Source organism: Gordonia sp. N1V, assembly GCF_029269935.1.
GTDB classification, from domain to species: domain Bacteria; phylum Actinomycetota; class Actinomycetes; order Mycobacteriales; family Mycobacteriaceae; genus Gordonia; species Gordonia polyisoprenivorans.
Window position 1 is genome coordinate 76,207 of the sequence record NZ_JARJDD010000019.1, and the last position, 23,238, is coordinate 99,444.

The 23,238-nt window shown below is 67.2% G+C and carries 19 protein-coding genes; 5 read left to right on the forward strand and 14 right to left on the reverse strand.

The window, feature by feature from the left end; genetic code table 11:
* Positions 1–46: 46 nt before the first annotated feature.
* Positions 47–697 (forward strand): NAD(P)H-binding protein, encoded by a 651-nt coding sequence (locus P3L18_RS21320; RefSeq protein ID WP_276115165.1) that lies wholly within the window; start codon positions 47–49, stop codon positions 695–697.
* A 157-nt stretch (positions 698–854) separates the two neighbouring features.
* Positions 855–1,691, forward strand: coding sequence for an SDR family oxidoreductase (locus tag P3L18_RS21325; protein ID WP_276115166.1), 837 nt, complete (start codon positions 855–857; stop codon positions 1,689–1,691).
* A gap of 8 nt (positions 1,692–1,699) precedes the next feature.
* On the opposite strand, the gene P3L18_RS21330 is transcribed toward P3L18_RS21325, so the two are convergent.
* Positions 1,700–3,295 carry an acyl-CoA synthetase gene (locus P3L18_RS21330; RefSeq protein WP_276115167.1) on the reverse strand — a complete coding sequence of 532 codons (1,596 nt, stop codon included), beginning with the start codon at positions 3,293–3,295 and terminating at the stop codon, positions 1,700–1,702.
* A 139-nt stretch (positions 3,296–3,434) separates the two neighbouring features.
* On the opposite strand from P3L18_RS21330, the gene P3L18_RS21335 reads away from it, so the two are divergent.
* A complete protein-coding gene (locus P3L18_RS21335; protein WP_276115168.1) occupies positions 3,435–4,943 on the forward strand; it encodes an AMP-binding protein in 1,509 nt (502 codons plus the stop codon).
* Here P3L18_RS21335 and P3L18_RS21340 read toward each other — a convergent pair.
* The 7 genes from P3L18_RS21340 to P3L18_RS21370 all read right to left on the reverse strand — a co-directional run bounded on the left by P3L18_RS21340 (position 4,929) and on the right by P3L18_RS21370 (position 14,277).
* Positions 4,929–6,686: an ABC transporter ATP-binding protein gene (locus P3L18_RS21340; protein WP_079930835.1), complete on the reverse strand. Its 1,758-nt coding sequence runs from the start codon at positions 6,684–6,686 to the stop codon at positions 4,929–4,931. The genes P3L18_RS21335 and P3L18_RS21340 overlap by 15 nt on opposite strands.
* Complete coding sequence (locus tag P3L18_RS21345) at positions 6,683–8,509, reverse strand: ABC transporter ATP-binding protein (protein ID WP_276115169.1); 1,827 nt, start codon at positions 8,507–8,509, stop codon at positions 6,683–6,685. The genes P3L18_RS21340 and P3L18_RS21345 overlap by 4 nt, the downstream gene beginning before the upstream one ends.
* Before the next feature lie 59 nt (positions 8,510–8,568).
* Positions 8,569–9,159, reverse strand: coding sequence for a TetR/AcrR family transcriptional regulator (locus tag P3L18_RS21350; RefSeq protein WP_014361540.1), 591 nt, complete (start codon positions 9,157–9,159; stop codon positions 8,569–8,571).
* A gap of 51 nt (positions 9,160–9,210) precedes the next feature.
* Positions 9,211–10,719 (reverse strand): aldehyde dehydrogenase family protein, encoded by a 1,509-nt coding sequence (locus P3L18_RS21355; protein ID WP_079930837.1) that lies wholly within the window; start codon positions 10,717–10,719, stop codon positions 9,211–9,213.
* A 309-nt stretch (positions 10,720–11,028) separates the two neighbouring features.
* The gene (locus tag P3L18_RS21360) at positions 11,029–12,186 is read right to left on the reverse strand and encodes an acetyl-CoA C-acetyltransferase (RefSeq protein WP_276115180.1); all 1,158 of its coding nucleotides are present in this window, start codon (positions 12,184–12,186) and stop codon (positions 11,029–11,031) included.
* A gap of 22 nt (positions 12,187–12,208) precedes the next feature.
* Positions 12,209–13,030, reverse strand: coding sequence for an SDR family oxidoreductase (locus P3L18_RS21365; protein ID WP_276115170.1), 822 nt, complete (start codon positions 13,028–13,030; stop codon positions 12,209–12,211).
* Positions 13,027–14,277 carry an acyl-CoA dehydrogenase family protein gene (locus P3L18_RS21370; protein WP_276115171.1) on the reverse strand — a complete coding sequence of 417 codons (1,251 nt, stop codon included), beginning with the start codon at positions 14,275–14,277 and terminating at the stop codon, positions 13,027–13,029. Before P3L18_RS21370 ends, P3L18_RS21365 begins: the two co-directional genes overlap by 4 nt.
* 43 nt (positions 14,278–14,320) lie before the next feature.
* On the opposite strand from P3L18_RS21370, the gene P3L18_RS21375 reads away from it, so the two are divergent.
* Positions 14,321–15,868 (forward strand): FadD3 family acyl-CoA ligase, encoded by a 1,548-nt coding sequence (locus tag P3L18_RS21375; RefSeq protein ID WP_020169997.1) that lies wholly within the window; start codon positions 14,321–14,323, stop codon positions 15,866–15,868.
* Positions 15,869–15,989: 121 nt separating this feature from the next.
* A complete protein-coding gene (locus tag P3L18_RS21380; RefSeq protein ID WP_276115172.1) occupies positions 15,990–17,510 on the forward strand; it encodes an AAA family ATPase in 1,521 nt (506 codons plus the stop codon).
* A 25-nt stretch (positions 17,511–17,535) separates the two neighbouring features.
* Here P3L18_RS21380 and lysS read toward each other — a convergent pair whose 3' ends face one another.
* The 6 genes from lysS to P3L18_RS21410 all read right to left on the reverse strand — a co-directional run bounded on the left by lysS (position 17,536) and on the right by P3L18_RS21410 (position 23,173).
* Positions 17,536–19,071 carry a lysine--tRNA ligase gene (gene lysS / locus P3L18_RS21385; protein ID WP_079930840.1) on the reverse strand — a complete coding sequence of 512 codons (1,536 nt, stop codon included), beginning with the start codon at positions 19,069–19,071 and terminating at the stop codon, positions 17,536–17,538.
* A gap of 100 nt (positions 19,072–19,171) precedes the next feature.
* Positions 19,172–19,591, reverse strand: coding sequence for a rhodanese-like domain-containing protein (locus P3L18_RS21390; RefSeq protein ID WP_276115173.1), 420 nt, complete (start codon positions 19,589–19,591; stop codon positions 19,172–19,174).
* A 232-nt stretch (positions 19,592–19,823) separates the two neighbouring features.
* Entirely contained in the window at positions 19,824–20,624 is an 801-nt protein-coding gene (locus P3L18_RS21395; RefSeq protein ID WP_006371936.1) for a type III pantothenate kinase, read from the reverse strand.
* Between the two features lie 33 nt (positions 20,625–20,657).
* The gene (panD, locus tag P3L18_RS21400) at positions 20,658–21,092 is read right to left on the reverse strand and encodes an aspartate 1-decarboxylase (protein ID WP_079930842.1); all 435 of its coding nucleotides are present in this window, start codon (positions 21,090–21,092) and stop codon (positions 20,658–20,660) included.
* 70 nt (positions 21,093–21,162) lie between these two features.
* Positions 21,163–22,083, reverse strand: a complete 921-nt coding sequence (gene panC / locus P3L18_RS21405; RefSeq protein WP_035728667.1) for a pantoate--beta-alanine ligase — start codon at positions 22,081–22,083, stop codon at positions 21,163–21,165.
* Between the two features lie 31 nt (positions 22,084–22,114).
* Entirely contained in the window at positions 22,115–23,173 is a 1,059-nt protein-coding gene (locus P3L18_RS21410) for a DUF2520 domain-containing protein (protein ID WP_079930845.1), read from the reverse strand.
* Positions 23,174–23,238: the final 65 nt, after the last annotated feature.

The window sequence follows — 23,238 nt, forward strand, 5'->3', positions numbered from 1 at the left end:
GCAGACCCGCGGAATAACTGCGGACCACGGTCCGGTTACATCCGGTATGAGTTCTCACGTCGCCATTTTCGGAGGCACCGGGTACGCCGGTGGTCACATCGCCGCAGAGGCCGTTCGCCGCGGCCATCAGGTCACCTCGTACAGCCGCTCCGGCGCACCCGCAGACCCCGTCGACGGCGTGACCTACGACGTCGGATCGCTCGCCGACGCCGACTTGGTGAATCGTGTCGCCGAGACCGCCGACGTCGTGGCGATCGCGGTACACGGTGCCGATGTGGATGGGAAGGCTCTCGTCGATCTGATTCCTTCGGTGACCGCGGCGGCGCTCGCGCACAACACACGCGTCGGTGTGGTCGGAGGAGCGGGTAGTTCGTTGGTGGCCGAGGGCGGTCCACGGCTGGTCGACACCCCCGACTTCAACGACGAATGGAAGCCCGAGGCGCTGGCCCACGCGGATGTACTCGACGCACTACGCGCAGGCCCCGAAGAGCTCGACTGGTTCTATGTCTCCCCGGCCGCCCTGTTCGGGTCCTGGGCACCCGGTGAGACCACCGGCACCTATCGCACCGACGACGATCTCCTGGTGACCAAGGACGACGGCAGCTCGGAGATCTCGGGTACTGACTACGCACTCGCCTTCGTCGACGAGATCGAGAAGCGCGCGCACGTCCGCAAGCGATTCACCACCGGGCACTGACGGCCTCTCCGGCGGCACGGGTCCGGCGATACGGGCGGCCGGTTGCACCGAGTGCCGAACCGCCGAGGGCCCGAAACGCCCAGGCGCGGTGCCGGTGTAGCATCCGAACCGATTTGCCGCATCGGCGGCAACTCGGTCGACGCCAGAGGGGGCTCGCGTGTCCGGACATCTCACCGACAAGGTCATCATCATCACCGGTGCCGCAAGCGGCTTCGGCGCGCTCATCGCCGAGAAGTGTGCGGCCGGCGGCGCGCGCGTCGTGGGGGTGGACGTCAACGAGGCCGGCCTCGGAGCCGTCGTCGACGGCATCCGCACCACCGGCGGGCAGGCATTGGCGATAGGCGCGGACGTGACCGATCTCGCCCAGATGCGGTATGTGGCAACACAAACCGTCGCCGAGTTCGGGGCGATCGACGTCATCGTCAACAACGCCGGCGTGATGCCACTGGCGTTCTTCGCCGACCACAAGCGGGCAGCCGACCGTTGGCATCGGGCCATCGACATCAACATCAAGGGCGTGCTCAACGGCATCTCGGCGGTCTACGACCAGATGATCGAGCAGGGCCGCGGCCACGTGGTGAACATCTCGTCGATCTACGGCAACGCAGGCGTCGCCGGATCCGGGGTGTACAGCGCGACCAAGGCAGCGGTCAACGCGCTGTCGGATTCGCTGCGCATCGAGACCAAGGGCAGGATCAAGGTCACCACGGTGCGCCCCACCGGCGTCGCCGGCACCAACCTGGCCAGCTGGATCGTCAACGGCGCAGCCATCTTCGGGATGGTCGGGCAACGCGCGGCACAGTACGCCGAGCACACCAAGCAGATGGTCGCGGGCACGCTGCCCGACGAACTCACCGACCCCGACTCCGCCGAGTACTGGCTGATCACACCCGACGAACTCGCCGACGCCGTCGTCCATGTGATCGACCAACCCTGGGGCATCAGCCTTTCCGACGTCACCGTGCGCGCGAGTGGTGAGGACTACCTGTACTGACGGCCCCGCTACCCCGCGATCGCGTTGTGCTCGACGCGCAGATCCTTCTTGAGGATCTTGCCGCTCGGATTCTTCGGCAGGGCATCGGCGAACACGATGTATTTCGGCCGCTTGTATCCGGCGAGGATCGGCTCGAGGTGGGCCGCGACGCCCTCCTCGGTGAGGGTCGCGCCGTCCTTGGGGACGACGACGGCGGTGACCGCCTCGATCCACTTCGGGTGTGGCACACCGAAGACCGCGACCTCGGCCACCCCGTCGAGCAGATAGATGGCTTCCTCGACCTCACGTGAGGCGACGTTCTCCCCACCGGTCTTGATCATGTCCTTCTTGCGGTCGACCACCGAGAGGTAGCCGTCGGCGTCGATGATGCCGAGGTCGCCGGAGTGGAACCATCCGTTGCGGAATGCCGCTGCAGTCTTCTCCTGGTCCTGGTAATAGCCCAGCGCCGCATGGGGACTGCGGTGCACGATCTCGCCGACCTCCCCCACCGGTACCGGATTGTCGTCGTCGTCGACGACCTTGGTCTCGACGTTCAACGATGCCCGTCCGGCCGACCCGGCGCGGTCGATCTGCTCATGCGGCTGCAGAATGGTTGCCAGCGGCGACATCTCGGTCTGGCCGTAGAAGTTCCACAACAACACCTCGGGCAATCGGCGCGACAACTCGCGCAGGATCTCCACCGGCATCGGTGAGGCGCCGTAGTACCCCTTGCGCAACGACGACAGGTCGCGCGTGTCGAAGTCGGGGTGACGCAGCAGCGAGATCCATACCGTCGGCGGGCAGAACAGTTTGGTGACACGCGCGGACTCGATGGTCGCCAGGATCGTCGCCGGATCGGGCGCGGGCAAAATGATACTGGTCGCCCCGAGGTAGATGTCGGTGGAGAAGAAGCAGTCGAGTTGCGCGCAGTGATACATCGGCAGCGAGTGGATCTCGACGTCCTCACCCGACATGCCACCGTCGATGATGCACGAAACATACTGCGTGATCAGCGATTTACTGGAGAGCAGCACCCCCTTGGGGCGGGACTCGGTGCCGGAGGTGTACATCATCCGCACCGGCTCGTCGTCGCCGACGACGACGCCCGGAGCAGTCGCGTCGCCGGTGGTCATCCACGCCGTCGCGTCCTCCCAGGCGGGTGCCGGCGCGGCACCGGACAGGGCGATCCAACCGCGGATGTCGACCGCGGCGGCGGCGAGGTCGATCGCCGCGATGACCGTCGGCCCGAGAGCGTCCTCGACGACGACGCCGCGTGCCCCGCTGTGGGTCAGGATGAACGCGATCTCCTCGGCGCCGAGCCCGAAGTTGATGGGCACCAGGATCACCCCGAGGCGGGCGGTCGCGAAGTTGAGAACGCCGAACTGCCAGCAGTTGTGACTGATCAGCGCCAACCGGTCTCCGCGCTGTAGACCTTGCGCGGCCAGGGTGTTGGCGCACCGGTTCACCGCGGCATCGAACTCGGCGAACGTCAGTTCCGTATGCCCGTCGATGATCGCGATCCTGTCGGGGCTGCGCTGGGCACTGCGATGCAGCAACGCGCCGATCGAGTGTTCGCGCGCCGTCCGGATCGCCGCCTCGGTCGATTCGCTGAATTCCGGTCCCATCACTGCCTCCGTTACCCGCGGGGTGTTGTCGACCTCACAAATTACTAGGTCGTCCAACCATGGGGAACCGATCGCCTTCCATCCGCTCCATCGTTGGCACACATTGATTGATTCGTTTCTTTGAGGCAGAATTCTGTCGGTGACCCCCAGTCTCGCCGGCCTGCGCCGGATCGCCATCGAACTCCGCGCCACGGGCAGGCTCGCCCGCGCCGGCATCCTGCCCGGTCCGACCGAGCTACCTGCCACGCTGCGGGCCGCTCGCGCCGGGGGTGGGGCGACGCTGACCGAGGTGCTCGCCGCCCGGTTCGGCGATTCGGTCGCCGTCGTCGACCGCGGGGTTCCGCTCACCTACCGCGACCTCGCCATCGCCACCCGCCGGTGGATCACGGTGTTGCGTGAGCTCGACACCACCGGCGACCGCCCGACCGTCGGCATCATGTGCCGCAACAGTGCGCAGCTGGTGATCGCCCTGCTCGGAGCTCTCGCCGGCGGTGTTCGGGTGGTCTTTCTCAACACCGACATGGGCTCCGCGCAGCTGACGACCGTATGCGAGCGCGAGCACATCGATCTGTTGCTCCACGATGACGAATTCACCGGCCGGCTCTCCCAACTCACGGGAGTACGCACCATCCGCACCGAAGACCTCGAATCGGTGCTCGCCGCCGCCGACGACTCCATTCCCCCACGCGCGCATGGCAATCCCGAGCTGGTCATCCTCACCTCCGGGACCTCCGGTGTACCCCGCGGCGCAGCCCGCAGCAGTTCTCCGTTGACCATGCTCTCGACGCTGGCCGGCCTGCTGGAGAAGATCCCGCTGCGTCGATCCGACGTGATCTACCTGGCGCCGCCGGCATTTCACGGATGGGGCCTGATCGCCACCCTCACCGGCCTCCTCGCCGGGGCCACCCTCGTCTTCGACGGGCGGTTCTCCGCCGAGCGTGCCGTGGCAACGATGCTCACCGAGAATTGCACCGCCTTCGTCGCGGTACCGACCATGCTGAAGCGGATCATGGATCTCGACGACGCGGTGCTGCAACCACTTTCCGGTCGTCTGCGCATCATCGGGTCGGGCGGCGCGCGACTCGACCCCGATCTCGTCACCGCCGTCACCGAACGGTTCGGCCCGGTGTTGCACAACCTCTACGGCGCCACCGAGGTCTCCTACATCACCATCGCCACCCCCGCCGACCTCGCGCACGACCCGTCCTGCGCCGGGTCCGCTCCGCTCGGTGTCCGGGTGGCGATCCTCATCGACGGCATGGTTGCCACCGGCGATACGGGTTACCTCGACGGCGCCGGCCGCTTGTACGTCCGCGGTCGATCGGACTCGATGATCGTCTCCGGCGGTGAGAACGTCTACCCCGAAGAGGTCGAACTCGCACTGCACCGCCACCCCGGTGTCGCCGACGCCTCGGTCTTCACCGTGGACGACGCCGACTTCGGTCAACGACTCTCGGCGGTGGTCGCCCGCCGCGCGGGCCACGACGTCGACGACGCAACGCTCAAAGAACACATCGGTCAGGAACTGTCGCGCTCACGTGTCCCGCGCGACATCGTCTTCGTCGACGAGATCGCCCGCACCGCAACCGGAAAGGTCACCCGCGCCTGGCTCGACGAGGTGACCGCCGGCACCTCACACGTCGGCTGAGACCGTCATCGTCCACCCCGCCGCGGCGTTGCGTCGCGCCCAGAACTCGGCATAGGTGCCACCGCGCGCCAACAGTTCGTCGTGGCGTCCGATGTCGTCGACGCGACCGTCGGCGGTGAGCACCACGATCTGATCGGCGGCGAGTACGGTCGAGATCTTGTGCGCGATCACCAGAACCGTACTTTGCGTGGCGAGTTCACGGATCGACGCCGCCACGTGCGCCTCGTTTTCCGGGTCGAGTGCGCTGGTGGCCTCGTCGAACAGCACGATCGGTGCGCCCTTGACCAACGCCCGGGCGACCGACACACGCTGGCGCTCGCCACCGGAGAGCGCCGAGCCACCCTCACCGACGCGGGTATCCCAGCCGCCGGGAAGACGGACCACCACCGAATCAACCCCGGCAGTCGTTGCGGCCGCTCGGATCTCGTCGTCGGTGGCGTCGGGCCGGCCGATACGTATGTTCTCCCACAGGGTGTCGTCGAAGAGGTAGACATCCTGGAAGACCAACGCCAGCTGCGCCATCAGGGTTGCGGTGTCCTGCTCTCGGACATCGACGCCACCGACCCGCACCGTTCCCGCGTCGACGTCGTAGAACCGTGCGATCAGCCGGGTGATCGTGGTCTTACCCGATCCGGACGGGCCGACCAGCGCCGTCATCGATCCGGCGGGAACCCGGAAATCGATGCCGTGCAGGGTCTTCGGCGAACGATCGTGATCAGTACCGCCGTAACCGAAATCGACGCCGGACAATTCGACCGACCCCCGCGTCGTGGGGACGACCGGGCTCGGCGGCGCCGGCATCGGCGGCGTGTCGAGGATGTCGGTGATGCGCCGAATCTCGGCGGTCGACATCCGCATCGCCGATCCCAGTTCGGCCAGTTCGGAAATGGGGTCGGTGAAGCGCGCGGCCAACCCGAACACCGCCATCAGCAACGCGGTCTCGACGTGACCGGTGACCGCGAGAGCGGCGCCGACGATCAGGATGGTCGTGAACACCGCCTGTACGGCAACACCATTGAGCAACAACCCGGTGACCGACCGGCCCATCATCTTCCGGCCCACCCGATGCTGACGGTCCAGCGCCTCCTCGAGGGGCTGATAGGCCGAGCCCGCCGCCCCGAACGCACGCAGGGTCGGCTGAAACCTTGCGAGTTCGAGAACCCGATTGTTGACCTCGACCGCGGTGCCGTGATTCTGCGCCTCGGCGTCGGCGATCATCGCACTCGCACGCAGGCCGGCCAGCCACAGGACCACCGCGCCAAGGGCGGCGGTCACCCCGATACGCCAGTCGAAGAAGAACAATCCGACCACGACGGTCGCCGACCCGACGAGATTGGTGACCACCGGCGTCATCAGGTGCGCACCCGCACTGCCGACGAACATCGTTCCCTTGACCGCAATCTGCGAGACCGATCCGGTCTTGTCGCGGGTGAACCATCCCAGCGGCAACGTCACCAGATGATCACCGAGCCGGTGATGCAGGGAACGCATGGTGTGCACCGCCATCCGCATCGCCGTCAGCGACTGCAGATAGAAGGTGACACAACAGATCAGCACGACCGGCACCAACACCAACAGCCAGCGGCCGGCACCGGCGAGGTCACCGTCGAAGAGGTCGCGGGCGATGGGTACCAGCAGCAACATCGCGGCGCCCTGGGCGAGTCCGTAGACGATCGCCCACGCGAGGAACACATACATGCGCCCGGCCTCGTCACCGAGAATGCGCAGATAACCACGGATCATCGGAGAACTCCTGTCGGTACTGTCGCGGCAGTGCCTGCCGGATCTGCTGCAGGGTCGCTGCGCCAGGCCCGCCACATGGTGGCGTACGTGCCGCCGGCGGCGACGAGATCGTCGTGACGACCCCGCTCGACGATCCGGCCCTCATCGAGGACGACGATGGTGTCGGCGTGGGTGATCGAGCCGAGCCGGTGCGCGATGACGAGTACAGTCCGGCCGGCGATCAACGACGAGATCGCCTGCTGGATATCGGCTTCGGACTCGGGGTCGGCGAACGCGGTGGCCTCGTCGAGGATCAGTATCGGGGTGTCGCACAACAGCGCCCGCGCGATCGCCACACGCTGCGCCTCACCGCCGGAGAGGTGGGCGTCGGTGCCGACCCGGGTGTCGTATCCGTTGGGCAAGGCGGTGATCCGGTCGTGAATCCGTGCCGCGCGAGCCGCCGACTCCACTTCGGCGCGGGTGGCGTCGGGACGTCCGAGCGCGATGTTGTCGGCGACGCTCATGTCGAGCAGCGCGACGTCCTGCAGCACGAAGCCGACATGTCGATACAAGACCTGCGGGTCGATGTCACGAACGTCGACCCCGCCGATGTGTACGGCCCCGGCGTCGGGGTCGACGAACCGCGGGATCAGGGTCGCGAGAGTCGATTTGCCGCTGCCCGACGGACCGACCAGCGCGGTCAGGGTGCCGGGCTCGAGCGTCACGCTCACGCCCTGCAGAGCAGGCGTACCGGAGGCTGGTCCCTCGGTCGGATAGGAGTAGTGCACATCGTCGATCTCGATCCGATTACCCTCGGGCACAGCAGGTTCGGTGGCGATCGGCAATTCGGGCAACGTCAGCAACCCGACGATGCGACCGGCCGCGGCCGCCGCGCCCTGCCGGCTGTGCATGGCCATCATCGCCGCCATCAGTGTCGACGGCAGCACCATCGCGATCAGGGTGGCACCGAGGACATCGATCGCCCCGACCCAGCCCGCATCCACGAACCAGTACCCGCCCGCGAGATTGACCAGCAGGATCAGCGGTGCGGAGAGCATCATCGCCGCGAGCGCCTCGATACGCAGCATCGGGCCCACATATCCCGCGAAGTCGTCGTTGAACTCGTCGGCGGCGCGCAAGAACGCCCTGTGCGCCCGTCCGGTCTGTCCGAAGGTCTTGACGACGGCGACGCCGGTGACGAATTCGACGATGGTCGAACTGATGCGGGCCAGTGCGGCGTTCATCGTGGCCTGCTGTGTGGTCATGTCGCGCACCATCCAGGCGTACGCGATCGCATACAGCGGCAGGGTCGCGACGGCCAGCAGGCCCAGACGCCAGTCGAGCACAAAGCAGTAGATGAGCGCGAACAACGGGGTGGCCACTGCCGCAGTGGTTTCCACGTCCGCGTGGGCCACGAGGTAGTGGAGTTCACCGACGTCGTTCTGCACGGACTGACGCACTCGACCCGAGCTCGTTGTCCCGAACCAGCCGAGCGGGAGACGACCGAGTTTGGCGGTGATCCGACGCCGCAGGATGACCTGCAGGTCGACGTCGGCGTAATGGGTGACACCGAGCGCCGCACCTCCGAAGAGTGCGCGTGCCGCAAGCCCGAGAATCACGATCGCCACGATCCACCAGACCCGCGCGGCCTGCACCGGCCCGTCGAGTAGCAGGGTCCGACCCAGTTCGACGATTCCCACGAACGGGACGACCGTTGCCGCCGAAGCGATCACCTGCAGCAGTTGAGCCACCCGGATGCGGGACCGGACGGGCTGCAACAACTCACGCAGGGCGCCCCTGTCCAGCAACGTCTGGTCCTCCGCGGACCCCTCCACCGTTGTCATACGCGTACGTTAACGCGGACAGCCACCCGGAAGCAAGGGTTACCTAAGTAAGGGGAATCTCAGCGCGGCAGGATGCCGTCGAGGACCACGGACAAGTATTGGTCGGCGATCTGCTCCACGCTCAGCGATCCGCCTGGCCGATACCAGCGGACCGCCACCCACACCGTGTCACGCAAGAAGCGGTAGACGAGTTCGACGTCGAGGTCGGCGCGGAACTCACCATCGGCGACCCCACGCGCCAGCACCGAATGCCACAGCCCGCGAAACTCCTCATTGCGGTCGCCGATATAGGAGAAACGATCTTGCGGGGCAAGGCGTTTGGCCTCGTCCTGATAGATGGCCACCGCATGGTGATCGGCGTCGATGGACTCGAATGAGGCAATCACCAACTGCCGCAACGTCTCGGCGGCCGACAGACCGGCGTCGGCGATCTGCCGATAGCGGGCGAACAAGGCGTCGAGGAAACCCCGCAGGATCTCGTCGACCATCGACTCCTTGGAATCGAAGTGATGATAGAGACTCCCCGAGAGAATGCCTGCGGCATCGGCGATGTCGCGCACGGTCGTCGACCGCAGACCCTGCTCCGCGAACATCCGACTCGCCGTCGTCAGCAGTTCGTCGCGTCGGGAAGTTCCGTTACGTGGCGCCACCCCCGTACCCTAGCAAGCGCTTGGGTACGGGGGTGGCTCCCGTGAGAGGATTCAGCGCTTGCGCACCTTCTTCTGCGCTCGCGCATTGAGCTTGGTCCACAGCTTCAGCTGGCCGTTGGCCATCTTCTTGTCGCGATTGGTGAACGGCGGCGACATCATCTCGGCCACGGTGAACGGCATCGTCGAGAAGGCCACGGCGCGTGCATGACTGAAGGTCTCGAAGCCGGTCTTGCCGTGATAGCTGCCCATCCCGCTGCGCCCGATGCCACCGAACGGCAGTTCGGCACCGAACATGTGCAGGGCGAAGTCGTTTCCGTTGATCGACCCGCTGCGGGTGTTGTCTGCCAGCCGTGCGAAGTTGTCGTTGTCGTCGCCGCACCAGTACATCGTCAGCGGGTGCGGATGGCCGGCGATGTAACTGATCGCCTCCGTGAGATCCCGGTACGGGTACACCGTCAGCACCGGACCGAAGACCTCGTCCTCGGTGATTTTCATCCCCGACTTGACCCCGGTGAGCAGGGTCGGCGGGATCTTGCGACGCTCGGCCGACGGCAACGGTTCACCACCGGGGATGACCTGTCGCTTCTCGGCGCCGAGCGAGACCGCGTCGTCGATCAGCCCGACGATGCGCTCGTAGTTCTTCTGGTTGATCGTCGAGGTGTACTCGGGATTGTCGTAGATCGTCGCGAAGTTGGCGGTCCAGCGGGCCATCACCTTGTCGGTGAACTCACCGAGTTTGGCCTCCGGCACGAAGACGTAGTCGGGGCACAGGCAGACCTGACCGCCGTTGACCATCCGGGCGTCGGCGAGCATCTTTGCCGCCTTGTCGATGTCGGCGGAGACGTCGACGACGGCCGGGTTCTTGCCGCCGAGTTCGAGGGTGACCGGCACCAGATTCTTGGCGGCCTCCTGGGCCACCGAGGAACCGACCTCGGGCGAACCGGTGAAGAACATGTGGTCGACCTTGAGTTTCGCGAAATCCGATCCCGACCCGTGCTTGGGCGTGATGACCGCGAGTTCCTCGATCGAGAAGTAGTCGGGGGCGTACTTGGCGATCACGCCGGTGGTGCGCGCGGTGATCGACGACGGGCGCATCAGCACCCGGTTGCCGGCCGCGAATGCCGACGCCGCGGGCACGAAGGTCAGCTGCAGCGGGAAGTTCCAGGGACCCATGATGCCGACGACGCCGAGCGGATCGTGACGCACCCGCTGCTTGAAGCCGAGAGCTCCCTGCACACGCGCCGACACGGAATCGGCCATCCATTCCTTGACCCCGCGCCGCTGGTGGGTGAGGTCGATCATGCAGCCCGCGACGTCCGCGGCGATGCTCAATTCCCGCGGCCGCGAACCGAAGTCGACGGTCAGCGCCTCGGCGATCTCGTCACCGTGATCGAGCAGCAGCGACGACAGCCGCGTGATGCGGTCGATGCGGGTCGCCGCGTCCGGGATACCGTCCCGCAGGAACGCCGCACGCTGGATCTCGAGCAGTTCGGTCATCGAATGCGCCTCCGACGAGACACGTCCCTCGATCTTGCTGGTCACGTCAGCAGGTTTGGTCATTCGCCACCCTCCCAAGGTCGAGCGGCGTCTCGCGACCGTCGCTGAGACGTTTACGCTCGCTCGTTCCCCCATAGTATGCGTCACGTCACAGTGATGTGGCTACACGTGTTCCCAGATCCCTCGCGACAGCGCTCGTCATATCGCCGACGGCGCTCGATTTTTCGCCGACGGCGCTCGAGTATGCGCCGACAGCGCTCGCCATGGCGTCGACGGCGCTCGGCAAAGCGCTGTCGGCGTCGTGGCGGGCGCTCTCGGCGTCCTGCAGAGCGCTCTCGGCGTCGTGGCGGGCGCTGTCGGCGAACTGGCGGGTCAGCCCAGCCGCTCGATGATGGTCACGTTGGCCGTACCGCCGCCCTCGCACATCGTCTGCAGCCCGTACCGGCCGCCGGTGCGCTCGAGTTCGTTCAGCAGCGTGGCGAAGAGCTTGGCACCGGTCGCACCGAGCGGATGGCCGAGGGCGATGGCACCGCCGTTGGGGTTGACCTTCGCCGGGTCGGCGCCGGTCTCCTTGAGCCAGGCAAGCACCACCGAGGCGAAGGCCTCGTTGATCTCGACTACGTCGATGTCGTCGATGGACAGGCCGGTCTTGTCCAGTGCGTATGCGGTCGCGGGGATCGGCGCGGACAGCATCATCACCGGGTCGTCGCCGCGCACCGAGAGGTGATGGATGCGGGCCCGCGGGGTCAGCCCGTAGTCGGCCAACGCCTTCTCGGACACCACCAGCGCGGCCGATGCGCCGTCGGAGATCTGGGAGGCGACGGCAGCGGTCAGGCGCGATCCCTGCGCCAACGGCGAGAGTCCGGCCATCTTCTCCAGCGACGTCTCGCGCGGACATTCGTCGACGACGCAGTCACCGAGCGGCGCGAGCTCGTTGTCGAAATGACCGGCGGCGATGGCCTGCGCCGCGCGCTGATGTGACTGCAGCGCCCACGCCTCCATGTCCTCGCGGCTGATGTCCCAGCGCACCGCCATCGCATCGGCGCCCGCGAATTGTGAGATCTCGGCGTCACCGAAGCATTCCCGCCATCCGACGGATTCGGCTGTCGGCGTGGTGAATCCGAACTCCTGACCGGCGATCATGGCCTGACTGATCGGGATGGCGCTCATGTTCTGCACGCCGCCGGCGAGCACCACGTCCTGGGTACCGCTCATCACGCCTTGCGCGGCGAAATGGATCGCCTGCTGCGAGGATCCGCATTGCCGGTCGACGGTGGTGCCCGGGATGGCGAGCGGCCCACCGGCGGCGAGCCACGCGGTGCGGGCGATGTTGCCCGCCTGCGGCCCGATGGCGTCGACGCATCCGAAGACGACGTCGTCGACGATCAACGGGTCGATGCCGGTGCGCTCGAGGATCGCGGTGATGACGTGGGCGCCGAGATCGGCGGGATGGGTCTTGGCCAGCGAGCCGTTACGCTTGCCGACCGGTGTGCGGACGACGTCGACGATGTAGGCCTGGGGTGACATCAGTTCTCCTGGTGGGTGATCGGGGTCAGGCTCGCTGGCTGGAGATCGAGACGACCTCGCCGGTGAGATAGGTGGTGTAGTCGCTGGCGAGCATCGCGATGGTGGCCGCGACCTCCCAGACCTCCGCGGCACGTCCGTAGGCCTCGTGCGCGGCGAGCTCGTCGAGCAGTTCGTCGCTGGTGACCTTCGCCAGGAAGGGATGTTTGGCTATCGACGGCGCGACCGCATTGATGCGCACCCCAAAGTCGGCGGCTTCTACTGCGGCACAACGGGTCAGTGCCATCACACCGGCCTTGGCGGCGGCGTAGTGGGCTTGTCCGCGTTGGGCGCGCCAGCCCAGTACCGAGGCGTTGTTGACGATGACGCCGCCGTGTTCCACGGCCCGGAAGTAGCGCAGGGCAGCACGAGTGGCGCGGAAGGTGCCGTTGAGGGTGATGTCGACGACGCGGTCCCACTGTTCGTCGGTCATGTCGGCGACCGGCGTCTCACCGCCGAGTCCGGCGTTGTTGACCAGGACGTCGATGCGGCCGAGTTCGTCTGCGGCACGGGTGATCAGCGCATCGACCTGCGCGGTGTCGGAGACGTCGCAGGTTGCCTGTGCGACCGTCCGGTCACCGAACTCCGCGGACAGTTTCTGGGCGGCCTCGCCGAGCCGGCGTTCGTGCCAGTCGCTGATGAGAACATCGGCACCTTCGAGCAGTGCCCTTCTGGCGGAGGCGAATCCGATGCCGGTTCCCGCGGCCGCGGTGACCACGACCTTGCGTCCCGACAGGAGTCCGTGCCCGGGCGTCTCCGTCGGTGGGTCGGCCAACGGTGAACGACGGTTCTCGGTGTCCGGGATGGTCATGCACGGGCCTCTCGGGGTAGGCCGAGCACACGCTCGGCGATGATGTTGCGCTGCACCTCGTTCGAGCCGCCGTAGATGGTGTCGGCGCGAGTGAACAGGTACAGCCGTTGCCATTCGTCGAGTTCGACGTGTTCGGGATCGGTGAGGTCGTTGAACGCACCCTCGGCGGTCGTGGCGGGTCCGATCAACGCCGACGCTCCGCGCACGGCCATTCCCAGCTCGCCGAGATCGCGATGCCAGTTGGACCACAAGAGTTTTCCGACCGAGTCGGCACCGGGAACGCCGTCGAGCACCGCCGGCGCATGGGCTCGCATCACGCGCAGGCCGATACCGGCGCGCGCGATTCGGGTGGCGATCTCGGGATTGTCGAGGGCACCGTTGCTGCGCGCGAGATCGGTGACGGCGTCGAGTTCACGCGCGAAACCTACCTGCTGTCCGAGGGTGGAGACGCCGCGTTCGAATTGCAGCAGCCCCATGGCGACCTTCCAGCCGTCACCGGGCTCGCCGACGATGTTGCGGGCATCGGTGACCGCATCGTCGAAGAACACCTCGTTGAATTCCGATGTGCCGGTGAGTTGTTGGATGGGCCGGACGGTGACGCCCTCCTGATCGAGGGGGACGAGCAGAAAGCTCAGCCCCTTGTGCCGCGTCGAGCCCGGCTCGGTGCGACAGAGCACGAACGCCCACTGTGCCACGTGCGCCAAGGACGTCCAGATCTTCTGCCCGTTGATCTGCCACCGTCCGTCGGCCGGACTCGCCGTGGTCGCCACGCCCGCGAGATCCGAGCCTGCACCCGGTTCGGAGTAGCCCTGTGCCCAGAGTTCGGTCACGTCGACGATGCCGGGCAGGAATCGCTGTTTCTGCTCGTCGGTCCCGAATTCGATGAGCGTCGGACCGAGAAGCTCTTCGCCGAGATGGTTGACCCGGGCGGGCGCATCGGCGCGCGCGTACTCCTCGTGGAAGATGATGCGCTGGGCCAGCGTGGCACCGCGGCCGCCGTAGCGCGTCGGCCAGCCCAGACACGTCCATCCGGCGCGCGCGAGGTGACGATCCCACTCGAGGCGCTCGGTGAAGAACTCGTGTTCACTGCCGGGACCGCCCCGACCTCGCAACGACGCGAAGCTCCCGGCGAGGTTCTCCTCGAGCCACCCCCGGACCGCCACGGCGAACTCCGCGTCGGCGTCGGGCGTCCGAGCTGCCCATTCACCGAGATCCAGGGATCTGTCGGCGAGATCGATCGAGGTCATGGCCGCTAGCATAACCTACCAAGCAAGTGCTAGGTTGGGGAGCATGGAGAGCGTCTCGACGACCCCGTCCGCGCTGCGTCGGGCGGCCCGCGAGTGGCCGGATCGTCTCGCCCTCGTCGATACCCAGTGGAGCAGTCCGGTCGAGTACTCGTGGTCACAATTGCACGATCGGGTCGTCGATACGGCCGCCGCCCTGATCGCGTCGGGGGTGGAGCACGGGGATCGGGTGGCGGTGTGGTCACCCAACAGCCATCACTGGCCGGTCGCGGCGCTGGGCATCCATTACGCCGGTGCGGTGCTCGTACCGCTCAACACCCGCTACACCGCCGGCGAGGCCGTCGACGTGATCGATCGGGCGGGGGTGCGTGCCGTCGTCGTCTCCGGCGAGTTCCTCGGAGCCGATCACGCTGCCGAACTCATGACCACCCATCGCGATGCGATGCCGGACCTCGTGGTGCGGATTGGCTTGTCGGACAAGGGCGCGGCGCCCGACGGCGCACTCGACTGGAGCGATTTCCTCGACCGTGCCACCGACGAGACCCGCGCGCAGGCCCTTGCGCGCGCCGACGCCGTCACCCCCGACGACCTCTCCGACATCCTGTTCACCTCGGGTACCACCGGCACATCCAAAGGCGTGCTGGCCGAACATCAGCAGACCGTCGCGGGTTCACACGCGTGGGGCGCCAACGGCCGCCTGTCCCCCGACGACCGCTATCTCATGGTGAACCCGTACTTCCACACCTTCGGCTACAAGGCGGGCATCCTGCCGTGCGTGCTGTTCGGGTCGGCGATGTTCCCGCAAGCCGTGTATTCGCCCGCCGAGGCGATGAAGCAGGTTGCTGCGCAACGGATCACCGTTTTCCCGGGAGCGCCGACGATCTTCCAGACCATCCTCGACGACCCCGCTCGCGAGAGCCTCGATCTCTCGTCACTACGGCTGGTGGTGACCGGTGCGGCGATCGTTCCGGTCGTCCTCGTCGAACGCATCCAGCGTGACCTCGGCGTCGACACCGTCATCACCGCCTACGGGCTGACCGAGGCCAGCGGGTTCGTCTCCACCTGCACCCCGGACGACGATGACGAAACCGTCGCAAGCACCTGCGGGCGCGCTTTCGACGGCATGGAGATCGCGGTGTCGGAGCAGGGTGAGGTACTCGCGCGCGGAAAGATGGTCATGCGCGGCTACCTCGACAACCCCCAGGCGACGGCCGAGACGATCGACGCCGACGGCTGGCTGCACACCGGCGACATCGGCACCATCGACGAACGCGGTAATCTGCGGATCACCGACCGCCTCAAGGACATGTACATCTGCGGCGGCTTCAACGTCTACCCGGCCGAGGTCGAACAGACCCTCGCCCGCCTCGACGGCGTCACCGAATCCGCCGTGATCGGCGTCCCCGACGACCGACTGGGTGAGGTGGGCCGGGCCTATCTCACCGTCCGCGACGGCGCCGACCTCGACGAAGACCGTGTGATCGCCTACGCCCGCGAACATCTGGCGAACTTCAAGGTGCCGCGGTCGGTGGTCTTCCTCGACGCCTTCCCGCGCAACGCGGCCGGGAAGATCCTCAAGCGCGAGTTGGGGTGAAGGTTCTTCCCCTAGCTTTCGGTTCTTCCCCTGGAGATTTCCCGGGGAAGAAGGGGAAAGTAGGGGAAGAACGGCGAGGGCCCGGTCGGCACGATCCCAGCGACTGTGGTCGGATGGGACTGTGTCGACCAACCCCGACCCCACGACCGAGCTCCTCACCGCGGCAGGCGCCCTCGACCCCGACCTGCCCACCGATCGGATCGTCACCCACGGCGCCGTCGTCTTCCTCAACGGCACCCACGCATGGAAGATGAAACGCCCTGTGCGCCTGCGGTTCTTCGACTTCTCCACCCCAGAGCTACGCCACGACGTCCTGCAGCAGGAGCTGACACTCAATCGCCGGTTCGCGCCCGAGGTCTATCGCGCCGTGCATGCGATCCGACGTGCCGATGACGGCAGCCTCACCCTCGACGGACCCGGCGAGACCGTCGACTGGGTACTCGAGATGACGCGCTTCGACGACGACGCACTCCTGGTCCACCGTGCCGAGCCCGGCAACCTCGACGACGCGTTTCTCCGAACGCTCGCCGAGAGCGTCGTCGACCTCCATGCGTCCTCGCCGATCCGCGACGATCCGCACGGTGCGGCCCGGTTGCAGGAGGTCGTCGACGGGAACCTGGCGAGTATGTCGGCCTTCCCTGATGTCATCGATCCCGCTGCGGCGCGGCGTCTGACGAGCCGCATCACCGCGATGATCACCGAGCGCTCCGAGACCCTCGACGCCCGGGCCCGCCGGGGGCGGGTGCGGCGCGTCCACGGCGACCTGCACCTGGGCAACATCGCGATCATCGACGGCCGTCCCGTGCCCTTCGACTGCCTGGAGTTCGACGAGGAGATGGCGACCACCGACGTGCTCTACGACCTCGCGTTTCTGCTGATGGACCTGTGGGCGCGGGACCTGCGACATGAGGCGAACGTCGTCGTGAACCAGTACCTGGACCGCTCCCCCGACGACGAGGACGGATTCTGTCTGCTGCCGATCATGCTCGCCGTGCGGGCGACGGTCCGTGCGCACGTCAGCGCCGCCGCGGACGCCGTCGACGACGCCACGCGCTACCTGTCGCTCGCCCTGGGGTTCACCGAGCCGGTCGCGCCGCGGCTGATGGCGATCGGCGGTGGGTCGGGCACCGGGAAGACCACCGTCGCCCGCGCGATCGGTGGGGACCTCGAGCCCGCGCCGGGTGCACGGATCCTGCGCACCGACGTCCTGCGCAAGCGGCTCGCCGGTGTCGGCGAGACCGAGAAGCTCCCGCGCTCGGCCTACACACCGCAGGCCCGGTCGGCGGTCTACGACGAGCTGAACCGGCTGGCCACAACGGATCTCGCAGGCGGCATGAGTGTCGTCGCCGACGCCGTCTTCGGCAGTGCCACACAGCAACAGGCGATCGCCGCGGTGGCCACCGAGACCGGCGTCGACTTCACCGGATGGTGGCTGGAACTCGATGAGGCCGAACGCATCTCCCGCATCACGCATCGGGGGCCCGATGCATCCGACGCCGACGAGTCGGTGGCGAGACGGCAGACCGCGACACTCGAACCGCCGGACGAGTGGACCCACGTCGACGCGCACGCCGACCCGTCGTTCTTCCTGAGGAATTCCGTTCGTCCGCAGGAAATCTCCCGGGGACGAACGACAGAGTAGGGGAAGAACGTTCTTCCCCTACTTCTCAGCTGATCGGCTTGACCAGCGGGAACAGGATCGTCTCGCGGATACCGAGGCCGGTCAGCGCCATCAGCAGCCGGTCGATGCCCATACCGGTGCCGGCGGTCGGCGGCATGCCGTACTCCATGGCGGTGAGGAACTCCTCGTCGAGGCGCATGGCCTCGTCGTCGCCGGCGGCGGCCAGACGGGCCTGGTCGACGAAGCGCGCACGCTGGATGACCGGGTCGATGAGCTCGGAGTATCCGGTGGCCAGCTCGAATCCACGGACGTAGAGGTCCCACTTCTCGACGACGCCGGGCACGCTGCGATGCGCGCGGACCAGTGGCGAGGTCTCGACCGGGAAGTCGCGGACGAACACCGGCTGCGAGAGCTTCTCGCCGACCATGTGCTCCCACAACTCCTCGACGAGCTTGCCGTGCCCGTAGCCCTTGCCCTTCGGGATCTCCAGACCGACCTTCGCCGCGATGTCCAGCAACTCGTCGACGGTGGTACCGGGATGATCGGCGCCACCGTCGGGCACGATCTCTTGCCCGAGCGCCTCCGACAGTGAGGGATACATCTGCAACGACGTCCACTCGCCGGAGAGGTCGTAGACCTCGCCGTCGGGCATCGTCGGGGTCAGTGTTCCCAGGGCACCTTGCGAAACCTCTTGGACGAGTTCACGAGTCATGACCGCGGCATCGTCATAGGTGCCGTAGGCCTGATAGGTCTCGAGCATCGCGAACTCCGGCGAATGCGTGGAGTCGGCGCCCTCGTTGCGGAAGTTGCGGTTGATCTCGAAGACGCGCTCGATACCGCCGACGATGCAACGCTTGAGGAACAGTTCCGGCGCGATCCGCAGGTAGAGATCGATGTCGAAGGCGTTGGAATGGGTGACGAACGGCCGCGCCGCGGCGCCGCCGTGCAGGGTTTGCAGCATCGGCGTCTCGACCTCGAGAAATCCCCGCTTACCCAGCGCTGCACGCAGTTCGGCCATCACCGAGATCCTGGTGCGGGCGATCGAGCGCGCTTCCGGCCGCATGATGAGATCCACGTAGCGCTGCCGCACCCGGGTCTCTTCGTTCATCTCCTTGTGCGCGACGGGCAAGGGACGCAACGACTTCGAGGCCATCTCCCAGGCGTCGGCCATCACCGACAACTCTCCGGTGCGAGAGCTGATCACCTGGCCGTGGACGAAGACGATGTCGCCGAGGTCGACCTCGGCCTTCCAGCGCGCAAGCGACTCCTCGCCGACGCCGTTGAAGGAGATCATCGCCTGCAGCTGGGTGCCGTCGCCTTCCTGCAGCGTGGCGAAGCAGAGCTTGCCCTTGTTGCGCAGGAAGATGACGCGGCCGGCGACGCCGACCATCTCACCGGTCTCGGTGCCGGCCTCCAGGTCGGGGAATTGTGCACGGATCTCCGAAAGTGCATGCGTGCGCGGGATCGCCACCGGGTAGGCCTCACGGCCCTCGTCGAGAATCCGTTCCCGCTTCTCCCTCCGGATGAGGAGTTGTTCGGGGGTCTGCTCGTCGGCAATCGTCTCGTCGGGCGCGTCACTCACGTCCGTGAGCGTATTCGGTGGTGGTGGCGTCCACCAAGTTCGGCGAGCTGTCCGTTCGGTGCGCCCGCCATCAGCGCCCCCGCTGTCAGGTGCCCCGCTGTCAGTGCACCGAGAAGATGTCGAGCTCGGCCTGGCTGATCCGGCCGTTGATACCGGCGCGGCGCAGGCCGCGGTGACCGCCGACCACGAACACCGCCCCGCTCACCCCACGCGCCTGCAGATGCCAGCTCAGCCATTCGGCTTCGTGGCCGTCGTCGGAGACGAGAATCCAGCGGGCGTCGTGGGTGGCCGAGCGCAGTGCCGTCGGCGATCCGGGGGTGAGCAGATCGAGTGCCTCGGCGGCGTCGAGTGCGAGTGCCCCGATCAAGGCCCCATCGGCCTGACGCTTGCGGTGGCTGCGGATGTCGACGGGAACGGCTCCAGCCGCGACAGCCTCGGCATAGTGGCTGACCTGCAGCGACAGCGGGCCGTTGGGTGCGGGAGCAGAGACGGGTGCGAGAACCTGGACCGATGCGGTCATGGTGAGAAACCTCGAGTGATCGAAAAGGTGAGCGGGGAGCGCGAAGGAGGGCGGCCGCAGATGCGGACTCAGCCCTGACAACACTCCTGACAGCTCTTGATCACGTCGGACAGTTTGCCACAGTGAACGCCAGCGGGTCCAGGGTCAGCCGGGTTTTGTGCACCGGGCGAGCAAAAGTCGATCTGCTTCCCTCGCGTGGGCGCTGTCGGCGCGGTGGCGAGCGCTGTCGGCGCTATTTGCGTCGCACGGCCGCCTTGGTGCGTTCGTGCACCAGACGCAGGCCCTCGAGGGTGAGATGGCTGTGGTGGGTGGTCAGCGTCGGGCACTCCTCGAACATCAGGGGTGCCAGGTAGCCGGTCGCCACGACGGTGACGTCGTCGCCGTCGAAACCGGCGACCGTGGTGCGGATGCGGTTCACCAGGCCGTCGATCTGACCGGCGAACCCGAACAGGATGCCCGACTGCAGGGCCTCGACCGTGTTCTTGCCCAGGACGCTGCGCGGCGGCATCAACTCCACCTTGCGCACGGTGACGGTGTGTTCGCTGAGCGCCTCGACACCGAGGTCGACGCCGGGTGCGATGGCGCCGCCGAGGAACTCGCCCTTGACCGACACCGCGTCGACCACGGTCGCCGTGCCGCACGCCACCACGATGGTCGGCCCGCCGTAGGTGTGATAGGCCGCAAGGCAATTCGCGACACGGTCGGTCCCCACCTCTTTGGGATTGTCGACCAGTAGCGGAACCCCGGTGCGCACACCGGGTTCCAGGATGACGTTGTGCGGGTTGTCGAAGTACCGGCCGACCATCACCCGGACCTCGCGCAACAGCGACGGTACCGTCGACAGCGCCGCGACACTGGTGACCTGCTCGATGTCGGAGCCGAGGAGTCCCTGGATCAGCAACGCCAATTCGTCTGCGGTGCGCTCGGGTTCGGTGTGCAGGCGCCAATCGCGGACCAATCGCGCATGCGCGCCCGTACCGGCGAACACGCCGAGATGGGTGTTCGTGTTACCGATCTCGACGGTGAGCAGCATCAGCGGGGGCCGACCGTCAGAGGGTGGCCGACCTCACGCATGGGTGGCGGCGAGGTCGTCGGCGTGCCGGGGATCGCGCAATCCCGAACCCTCGGGCGCGCGGGCCGGGTCGGTCCCCTGCTCGAGAACCCGGTTGTGTTCGTCGACGAAGACCACCTGCGGTGCGTACTCGGCGATCTCCCGCTCATCGAGGATGCCGTAGGCGATGATGATCACCAGGTCGCCGGGGTGGACGAGATGTGCTGCGGCCCCGTTGATCCCGATGACCCCGGTACCTCGCTCACCGGCGATCGCGTAGGTCTCCAGGCGGGCACCGTTGGTGATGTCGACGATGGTGACCTGCTCACCCTCGAGGAGATCGGCGGCCTCGAGCAGGTCGGCGTCGATGGTCACCGATCCGACATAGTGCAGGTCGGCCTGGGTCACGGTGGCGCGGTGGATCTTCGAGGTCATCATGGTGCGCAGCATGTGCGGTTCCTCCGATGTCGTGGACAGGGTTGGCAGAGAAGTGGTTTGAGTCGCAACGGTTGTCGACGGGTCATTCGGACCTGGCCTCGCGTTCTTCGAGGCTCAATCCGATCGCGACGCCGACGTTGTCGATCAGCCGCGCCGCGCCGAGGCGGGCCGCGACCAGCAACCGCCCGTGGCCCTTGTCCGGCGGTTCTTCCAACGACCGGCCCCGCAGGGCGAGATAGTCGAGTTCGATCTCGGGCTCCGAGGACAAAACCTCCTGCGCCACAGCCAGAATGGCGTCGGCGCCCTTCGGAGCGGCGTGCGAGCCCGCGGTCAGCGCGGCCGACAGGGTGGTGGCGAGTTGGCGCTGCTCGGCGGAGAGGTAGCGGTTGCGCGAGCTCATCGCGAGGCCGTCGGCCTCGCGGACGGTGGGGACACCGACGATCTCGACGTCCATGTTCAGGTCGGCGACCATCTGACTGATGAGCACCAGTTGTTGGTAGTCCTTCTCCCCGAAGTACGCCGTGTGCGGCGCCGCGATGTGCAGAAGTTTGTTGACGACGGTGAGCATTCCGGCGAAATGCCCTGGGCGCGAGGCACCGTCGAGGATATCGCCGGCCGGTCCGGGATGGATCATGGTGCGCCGGCCATCGGGATACATCGCCGCCTCGGTGGGCGCGAAAACCAATTCCACGCCCAACGGCGCCAACAGCTCGAGGTCGGCGTCGAAGGTCCGCGGATAGGCGTCGAGGTCCTCGCCGGCACCGAACTGCAGCGGATTGACGAAGATCGACACGATCACGACGGTGTTGCCGCGTTCCTTGGCCGCGCGGACCAGTTCGAGGTGCCCGGCGTGCAGGGCACCCATCGTCGGCACCAGGGCGACCCGTCGTCCGGTGCTGCGCAGTGCCGCGCTCACCCGGTGCAGTGCTGCCGGATCACGGTGCACCGTCAGGGTTCCGGGGGTGAAGAGGTTCGCCTCGTCGGCGATCACGTGGGCACTCATCGCTGCTCCGTATTCATCTGGGCCTCAGGATTCATCTGGGCCTCAGGGCATCGAGGACCGCCTGCGGCGCATCCGACTGGTGGGCGGCGCGGCGGGCCAGCACACGGTAGGCCTCGGCGATCGAATCCCCATCGGTATCTGCACCGTCGCTATCCGCACTGTCGGCATCGGCGTCGGGCAGTGCCCGCAAGGCGGCCAGGTGTGCGGCGACGGCAGCGCCATCCCCGCGTGCGACCGGGCCCGTCAACGCCGACGCACCGAGGTCGAGCACGTTGTGCAGCGACGCGGTCACCAGCGGTCCGAGAATGCGTTCGGCCAGGCGCACCGGGTTTCCGTCGACGGTGGCGGTCGACTGCCCGGTCCCGGCGGGACCGGCGATCGCATGGTTGAGTGCGGTCACCGCATCGTTGATGAGCGCGACGAGATGGTTGGCACCGTGGGCGAGCGCCGCGTGATACAGGGTGCGGTCGGCCTCGGCCACCCGCACCGGCTCACCGCCCATCTCGATGACGAGGGCCGCGGCGATCGCGTCGCCGACCTCATCACCTGCGGTGATCCCGAAGCACGCCCGCGTCAGCCGCGAGGTGTCGTCGGCCGTGCCGACGAAGGTCATCGCCGGGTGGATCGCGAGTCCGGTCGCACCCAACGCGGTCAGCGGGGCGAGGATGCCGACGCCGTGCGCCCCCGCGGTGTGGGCCACCAGAGTGCGCGGGCGCAACCTGCCGGTGGCGGCGATGTCGGCGATCACCGACGGCAGGACGGCATCGGGCACCGAGATGAGGAGAAGTTCGGATCGGGACACCACGTCGGCGAGGTCGAGGATCGCCGACTCCGGCAGCCGCTGCTCGACCCGGCGGCGCGATTGTGGTGAACGCGCGACGACGGCACCGACCACGTGTCCGGCACGTTCGAGCGCTTCCCCGAGCGCCGTGCCGACTCGTCCGGCGGACACGATGCCGACGGTCAGTCGGGCGGGGGCGGGGAAGTTGGTGATCCCGGGGATCGCGGCGCTGTGGTGGGCATACCCGTCTCCGCCCGGCCTGGGTAGGCCGGCAGACGCCGCACGGGCGTCATCGTTCGACGAGGTCACCACTGTCCTCCGGGTCGTTCCAGTCCCGAGGGCTGCCGGGCGGCGTCCACAGCGGGTGTGGGGAG